This window comes from Sandarakinorhabdus sp., from assembly GCF_041689835.1.
Classification (GTDB): Bacteria; Pseudomonadota; Alphaproteobacteria; order Sphingomonadales; family Sphingomonadaceae; genus Sandarakinorhabdus.
The window spans coordinates 1-6,441 of the sequence record NZ_JBDNFM010000136.1 but is presented as its reverse complement, the minus strand read 5'-3'; the positions used below and the strand labels follow the sequence as shown (position 1 = coordinate 6,441).

General features: G+C 64.2%; 7 protein-coding genes. 6 read left to right on the top strand and 1 reads right to left on the bottom strand.

Translation table 11 applies throughout. The features are described from left to right. The coding region (locus tag ACESL8_RS07400; protein WP_372917387.1) for a TonB-dependent receptor at positions 1–1,765 on the bottom strand (1,765 nt) is incomplete at its 3' end. Positions 1,766–1,924: 159 nt separating this feature from the next. Here ACESL8_RS07400 and ACESL8_RS07395 point away from each other — a divergent pair. The 6 genes from ACESL8_RS07395 (at position 1,925) to gpmA (ending at position 6,182) form a co-directional block, all read left to right on the top strand. Beyond that, complete coding sequence (locus ACESL8_RS07395) at positions 1,925–2,125, top strand: zinc-finger domain-containing protein (RefSeq protein ID WP_372917385.1); 201 nt, start codon at positions 1,925–1,927, stop codon at positions 2,123–2,125. Beyond that, positions 2,122–3,114, top strand: coding sequence for a hypothetical protein (locus ACESL8_RS07390; RefSeq protein ID WP_372917383.1), 993 nt, complete (start codon positions 2,122–2,124; stop codon positions 3,112–3,114). The genes ACESL8_RS07395 and ACESL8_RS07390 overlap by 4 nt, the downstream gene beginning before the upstream one ends. A gap of 49 nt (positions 3,115–3,163) precedes the next feature. Then, the gene (tldD, locus tag ACESL8_RS07385; RefSeq protein ID WP_372917381.1) at positions 3,164–4,594 is read left to right on the top strand and encodes a metalloprotease TldD; all 1,431 of its coding nucleotides are present in this window, start codon (positions 3,164–3,166) and stop codon (positions 4,592–4,594) included. A 36-nt stretch (positions 4,595–4,630) separates the two neighbouring features. Beyond that, the gene (locus ACESL8_RS07380) at positions 4,631–5,188 is read left to right on the top strand and encodes a pyridoxamine 5'-phosphate oxidase family protein (RefSeq protein WP_372917379.1); all 558 of its coding nucleotides are present in this window, start codon (positions 4,631–4,633) and stop codon (positions 5,186–5,188) included. After that, positions 5,188–5,391 (top strand): DUF2007 domain-containing protein, encoded by a 204-nt coding sequence (locus tag ACESL8_RS07375; protein WP_372917377.1) that lies wholly within the window; start codon positions 5,188–5,190, stop codon positions 5,389–5,391. Before ACESL8_RS07380 ends, ACESL8_RS07375 begins: the two co-directional genes overlap by 1 nt. 113 nt (positions 5,392–5,504) lie before the next feature. Next, positions 5,505–6,182 (top strand): 2,3-diphosphoglycerate-dependent phosphoglycerate mutase, encoded by a 678-nt coding sequence (gene gpmA, locus ACESL8_RS07370; RefSeq protein WP_372917375.1) that lies wholly within the window; start codon positions 5,505–5,507, stop codon positions 6,180–6,182. Positions 6,183–6,441: the final 259 nt, after the last annotated feature.

The window sequence follows — 6,441 nt, the reverse complement described above, 5'->3', positions numbered from 1 at the left end:
CGATCTTGCCCTTCACCCCGGCTTCGAAATTGTCGAGCAGCTCGGGCGGGAACACCCGCACGTTCGGCGTCAACACGCCTGCAACCCGCCCGGCGTTGACCTGCACCACCGGCGAGCGGCGACCGCGCGAGTAGGTGGCATACAGGTTCACATCGTCGGCGGCGCGAAACAGGATGTTGGCGCGCGGCAGGAACGCATCGAAACGGCCAGACGCGCTGAGCAACTGGCCTGCAGTGTTGATGCCGCCGCCAATCAATGGCCCGCCGGTGATCACTGAATTGGGGATGTTGGTGGAGATGCCGCTGAAACGGTCTTCGGTCAGCCAGCGGCCGCCCACGTTGATTTCCAGCTGCGGCAGCGGCGTCACGGTGATGTCCCCGAACACGCTGAAGGTGGTGATATCGGCCGAGTTGCGGAACAGTTCGGCAGCATAGGGCAGGGCGGTGAAGCGCCCGCCGGTGAGGATTGCAGTCGCCCGCGCGGCATCAACGACGCCGGTGGCATTGTTGATGCAGGGCAGGCCCGGCACCAGCCGCGCGGCGCATTGCAGGAAAGTGCCTTCTTCGGAACTGAACGGCACACGTTGGAAACCGGTTTCGGCAAAATAATTGGCCCCGAAGAAACCGCGTACCTTTTCGCTGTCGAAATTGGCGCGGGCTTCAAAGCTGAGTTGTTCGCCGCGCGCGTCTTCGGCAAATTCCAGATACCAGGCCTGGGTGCCGTCGGCATCGAACACTTCGTTGCTGTCGAAATTGCGATAGCCGGCGATGGTGGTGAGGCTCCAGGTGTCGCTGAACTTGGCATTGATCGTCAGGTTGAGATCATAAACATTGCGGGTCAGGCCCGGCTGATCGCCGCCCAAAGCTGTCTGGCTGAACGGCGAACCGGCGGCTTCCTTGAAGCTGTAGGGGCTGGTGGTGCCGCCGGTTGGCGCGAAGGTGCCGCTGGAAAAGGCGGTGCCCGGCGCGCGCTGGCCGTCGTAGGTGGCGACCAGATCGGCGGTCAGATCGGGCGTCGGCGTGAAGCGCAGCGACGCGCGCCCGCCATATTGGCCCTGGCCGTTGAGATCGTCGATGCGCGGGCCATTCGGCGTTTGCGAACCGGGGCGGCCGGCGATGTTTTCGACCATGCCGCCGCGCAGCTTGATGGCGCCAGCGACGCGCAGGGCAATCACGTCGTTGCCCAGGTTGATGTGGCCATCGATGCGGCGCTGTTCGAAATTGCCATATCCCACGCGCACCTCGCCGGAAATGCCGGCGCGCGGCTTGGCGGTGATCACGCTGACCACACCCACCGCAGCGGCGGTGCCGAACAGGGTCGATTGCGGGCCCTTGACCACTTCGACGCGTTCCAGATCATACAGATCGAAATAGGAACCGCGCGACCGCGAGACGTCGACACCGTTCAAATACACCGTCACGGCCGGCGCGCCCTGCGACGAGCCAGTGTCCGACGTGACGCCGCGAATGACAAAGCCCGGATTGTTGGGCGATTGTTCCTGCACGTTGAGGCCGGGCACATAAGCGGCCAGTTGATCGAACTGGGTGATGCCGATCTCGCGCAGGCTGCGGCCGGTGTAGGCGGTGATGGTTATCGGCACGTCGTTGAGTTTTTGCTCGGTCTTTTGCGCCGTCACGATGATTTCTTCGCCGATGGTTTCGGCCATCTGTTCGTCTGCAGCGGTGGCGGCGGCAGCGGCATCAGCAGCAAAGGCGGGCAGGGCAGGCAGCAGGCTGGCGGCGGCCAGCAGCAGGAAACGGCGCATGAACATTCCTCGTTTTCGCCGCCCGGCGGGAGGTGCGGGGCGGCGAACCCGGCAGGCTTTGCCCTGACAAGGTTGCAGCGCAGTTGCAGCGGTGTGACAAAGTTGTTGCAGGCGTCTGCGACAAGGTGACTTGCCCGCCCGGCGCTGGTAGAAAGCGGGATGACTGTTTCCCGCGCATCGGCCCTTCCGCCCCCTGAAACCTATGTTGCCGATACCGCCCGTGTTTATTGCGACGGCGACGAACATGGCAGCGATGGCCATCCGCGCGTGTGGCTGCAGATCGATGCATCAGGGTTTGCCGACTGCGGCTATTGTGATCGCCGTTTTGTTTTGGCAGGCGGCCCGGCCGATCGGCGATGAAGGCAGCCGCTCTGCTGGCGCTGGTGCTGGCCCCAGTGCTGACCCCAGTGCTGGCCCCAGTGCTCAACGCCGCGCCAGTGCTGGCCGCCAAGGTCGCAGCCCCGCCGGTGTTCACGCTGAAAGTGGCCGCAAACGGCAATCCTTACATGCCGGTAACGGTGAAGCAGACGACGCTCAACATCCGCATCGCGCTCGGCTTTGATACCGCGCTGATTCTCAATCAACCGCCAGCGGAACGCGCCGGCCTCAAGCCCTTTCCCTTCTTTGGCCGGCGCAATTTCAAGAACGCGCTGATTCCGGGCGGGGAGGCAACGTTCCGGTTCAACCTGGCCAGCATCACGCCGGCTGGCCTGCCGTCCAAAAAGGTGCCGGCGGTGTGGGTAAGCCGGCCCATCGCAGCCGATGCCGACGGCATCCTGACCATTGGCGCCCTGAAGGCTGCCCAAGTGGACGTGGTGCTGCGCGACACACCGCCGGGCAGCCAGACCTATGTTCTCAAGAAAAAGGGCACCGGCGAGACCGGCATCAAATCGCGGATCGGCGATGAAGAGGTGGACATCAGCCTCGAACTCAACAACCCCACCACGGTTATGAATGCCCGCGCTGGCGAAGCGCTGGTGAAGGCCGGGCTGGCGCGGCGGGCCAATGAAGTTGGCTATTGGCGGCCGTTTCCCGGCGTGGCGCTGCCGTGGCAGAAATTGGCGCCCAAGCCCGGCCTCACCATTGCTGGCCTGCCCATGCGCTTGTTGGGGGCGCGGGTTTCGGAAGGCCAGGCCAAGGCCATTGATGCGGCCGCCAAGGGCACATCCACCGCCAGCGACGACGAAGACACGGTCACCGTTTCGGCTGATCGCAAGCGCAAGCGTGGCCGCGACCCGTGGATATTGATCGGCCGCGACGTGCTTGATGAATGCAGCCGCATCAGTTTTGATCGTGCCGGCGAACGCTGGGTGCTCACCTGCAAATTCAGCCCGGCGGGTGCAGGGTAAGGTTGTCGCCCCCCTTTCCCTTTTGGCGCGGCTGCCCCATATCTTGGTCATGAACACGCCAGATGCTACCCAGCTTTTCTACACCGATACCGGGCTAGATCCCGATCGCACCGCCGCTCAGGTCGCCGATGCCTTGAACGGATGCGACGATGGCGAACTGTATCTGCAATATGGTGTGTCCGAAAGTTTCGCTTTCGACGATGGTCGGTTGAAGGCAGCCAGTTTCGATACGGTAAAGGGCTTTGGCCTGCGCGGTGTGGCCGGCGAAATGACCGCCTTTGCCCATGCCAACGATCTGAGCCATGCCGCCATCGCCCGCGCCGCCGACACCATCAAGGTGGTGCGCGACGGCCACGGCGGCACGCTGGCAATGCCGCCGCTGCCCACCAATGCGCGCCGCTACACCGATGCCAACCCGCTTGGCGGAGTGGAATTTTCGGCCAAGGTCGCGCTGATGCAGCAGATCGATGCCGCCGCCCGCGCCCGTGATCCGCGCGTGGTGCAGGTGTCGGCCAGTTTGCTGGGCAGCTGGAACGTCGTTGAAATCCTGCGCGGCGACGGCACCCGGGTACGTGATGTGCGGCCACTGGTGCGCCTGAACGTGCAGATCGTCACCGAAAAGAACGGCCGCCGCGAAACCGGCTTTCATGGCCTGGGCGGGCGCTATCTGTATGATGGCCTGTTCGAAGCTGCGGCGTGGCAGGACGCCATCGACATCGCGCTGGCGCAGGCATTGACCAATCTTGATTCCGTCGCGGCGCCGGCCGGCGAGATGACCGTGGTGCTCGGCCCCGGCTGGCCCGGCATCCTGCTGCACGAAGCCATCGGCCACGGCTTGGAAGGCGATTTCAACCGCAAGGGCACCAGTGCCTTTTCGGGCCGCATCGGTGAACGCGTGGCCTCCCCCGGCGTTACCGTGGTGGATGACGGCAGCCTCGATCAACGCCGCGGCAGCCTGACCGTGGACGATGAAGGCACTCCCACGGGGCGCACTGTGCTGATCGAAGACGGCATCCTCAAAGGCTATATGCAGGATCGCCTCAACGCCCGCCTGATGGGCGTGGCGCCTACCGGCAATGGCCGCCGCGAATCCTACGCCCACGCCCCGATGCCGCGCATGACCAACACCTTCATGCTGGGCGGCGGCGAAGATCCAGGTACCATCCTTGCCGGCGTGAAAAAGGGCATTTTCGCCAAGAGTTTTGGCGGCGGCCAAGTGGACATCACCAGCGGCAAGTTCGTGTTTTCCTGCACTGAAGCCTATGAAATCGAAGACGGCAAGCTCGGCCGCCCGCTGAAGGGCGCGACGCTGATCGGCAACGGCCCCGATGTTCTCACCCGCGTGCGCGCCATCGGCAACGACATGGCATTGGATGAAGGTGTGGGCATCTGCGGCAAGGGCGGGCAAAGCGTGCCGGCCGGCGTGGGCCAGCCGACCTTGCTGGTCGAAGGCCTCACCGTGGGCGGCACCGGCGGCTGAATCACTGCTGAGTCACTTGGGGGATGGAAAGCGGCGATGTCGGAATTCTTTGATCATATCACGCCAGACCATGCCGCCTTCATTGCCCGTCAGCCGGTGTATTTCGTCGCCACCGCAGCGCCTGATGCGCGCCTCAACCTGTCGCCCAAGGGCATGGACACGTTCCGCGTGCTGGCGGGCGGCCGCGCCTGCGCCTATGTGGATTTCGGCGGCAGCGGCAATGAAACTCACGCCCACCTGGCTGCCGATGGCCGCATCGTCATCATGTTCTGCGCCTTCGATCAGCCGGCGTTGATCTACCGTATCTATGGCCGCGGCCGGGCCGTGCTGCCGCAGGACGACGGCTGGGAGGCACTGGCGGCGCATTTCACCATCGAACCCGGTGTGCGGCAGATTTTCCTGATCGACGTCGAATCCGCCCAGACCAGCTGCGGCTGGGCGGTGCCCAAGATGCAACTGGTGGAAGAACGCGAGACGCTGCGCAAATATTTCCGCCAGGATGATCCGCAGGTACGGCTGGCCAAATATCAGGAGCGTGATCGTTCCATCGACGGGCTGCCTGTCACCCCGCCTTCGCATCTGCCGTACAGCTGATGGCGCTGGCCTGCGTCGACACCTTGTTTTCGCCAGTGGAAGCCCAGATCATGCGTAGTCGGCTGGAATCTGCCGGCATCCCCGCCGTGCTGTTCGATGCCGGCATCGCCAGCCTGATCGGCCCCGGTGTTTCCGGCATCCGCCTGATGGTGGACGAAGCCGATCTGGCCCTCGCCCGCACGGAGCTGGCACGCCCGGCTTGATTCAGGCTGCAACCACGCGTCCGTACGTGCACCCCCTGTTTGCTGCCACAATCGCGGGCCGGGTGTGATTTGGGGGGCTGGCATCCGGCCGCTGGGCTGCTAAACCGCCGGCCATGCCGACACTCGTCCTCCTCCGCCACGGCCAAAGCCAGTGGAACCTCGAAAATCGTTTCACCGGCTGGTGGGATGTGGGCCTTACGGACAAGGGCATCGCCGAAGCCAGCGACGCCGGCCGCCGCATGGCCGCAGCCGGGCTGGATTTCGATATGGCCTTCACGTCGCTGCAAAGCCGCGCGATCAAGACGCTCAACCTGGCGCTGGAATCCATGGGCCGGCTGTGGCTGCCGGTCACCAAGGATTGGCACCTGAACGAGCGTCACTACGGCGGCCTCACCGGGCTCGACAAGGCTGATACGGCGGCAAAATACGGCGAGGATCAGGTGAAAATCTGGCGCCGCAGCTTCGATGTGCCGCCGCCGCCGCTGGAAAAAGGCTCTGCCTTCGATCTGTCGGGAGACCGCCGCTATGCGGGCATCGCCGTCCCCGCCGCCGAAAGCCTGAAAGACACCATCGACCGCGTGCTGCCCTATTTTCAAAGCACGATCGTGCCCGAACTGAAGGCCGGAAAACGCGTCATCATCGCCGCCCACGGCAACAGCTTGCGCGCGCTGGTCAAGCACCTTTCCGGCATGTCAAACGATGACATCGTCCACGAGGAAATCCCCACTGGCCAGCCGATGGTTTATGATCTGGCGGACGATCTGACAGCGATTTCGCGGCGCTATCTCTGAATCAAAGAAGCAGGACTCCCGGCGGGCAGGGATTCGTCCCTGCGCCCGTTCGTTTTGGGCGCCCCTCAACGTCCACCCGTCCTCCCGTGCTTGACATGGGGTCCCTCCTGCTGAGCTGCGCTTGACCACGGCGATGATGCTGCCAGACTGTCCGCCTCACGGTCAGGGGGCAGATGATGATCAGTCAATTGATGGCAGCGACGGCGCTGGCGGCGACACCCGCATTGGCCGCGCCCGCCGACACCGTGCTGCTCCACGG

Coding starts and splice junctions, on each gene's coding strand:
- ACESL8_RS07395 (WP_372917385.1), top strand. CDS start 1,925: ATGACTGTTTCCCGCGCATCGGCCCTTCCGCCCCCTGAAACCTATGTT.
- ACESL8_RS07390 (WP_372917383.1), top strand. CDS start 2,122: ATGAAGGCAGCCGCTCTGCTGGCGCTGGTGCTGGCCCCAGTGCTGACC.
- tldD (WP_372917381.1), top strand. CDS start 3,164: ATGAACACGCCAGATGCTACCCAGCTTTTCTACACCGATACCGGGCTA.
- ACESL8_RS07380 (WP_372917379.1), top strand. CDS start 4,631: ATGTCGGAATTCTTTGATCATATCACGCCAGACCATGCCGCCTTCATT.
- ACESL8_RS07375 (WP_372917377.1), top strand. CDS start 5,188: ATGGCGCTGGCCTGCGTCGACACCTTGTTTTCGCCAGTGGAAGCCCAG.
- gpmA (WP_372917375.1), top strand. CDS start 5,505: ATGCCGACACTCGTCCTCCTCCGCCACGGCCAAAGCCAGTGGAACCTC.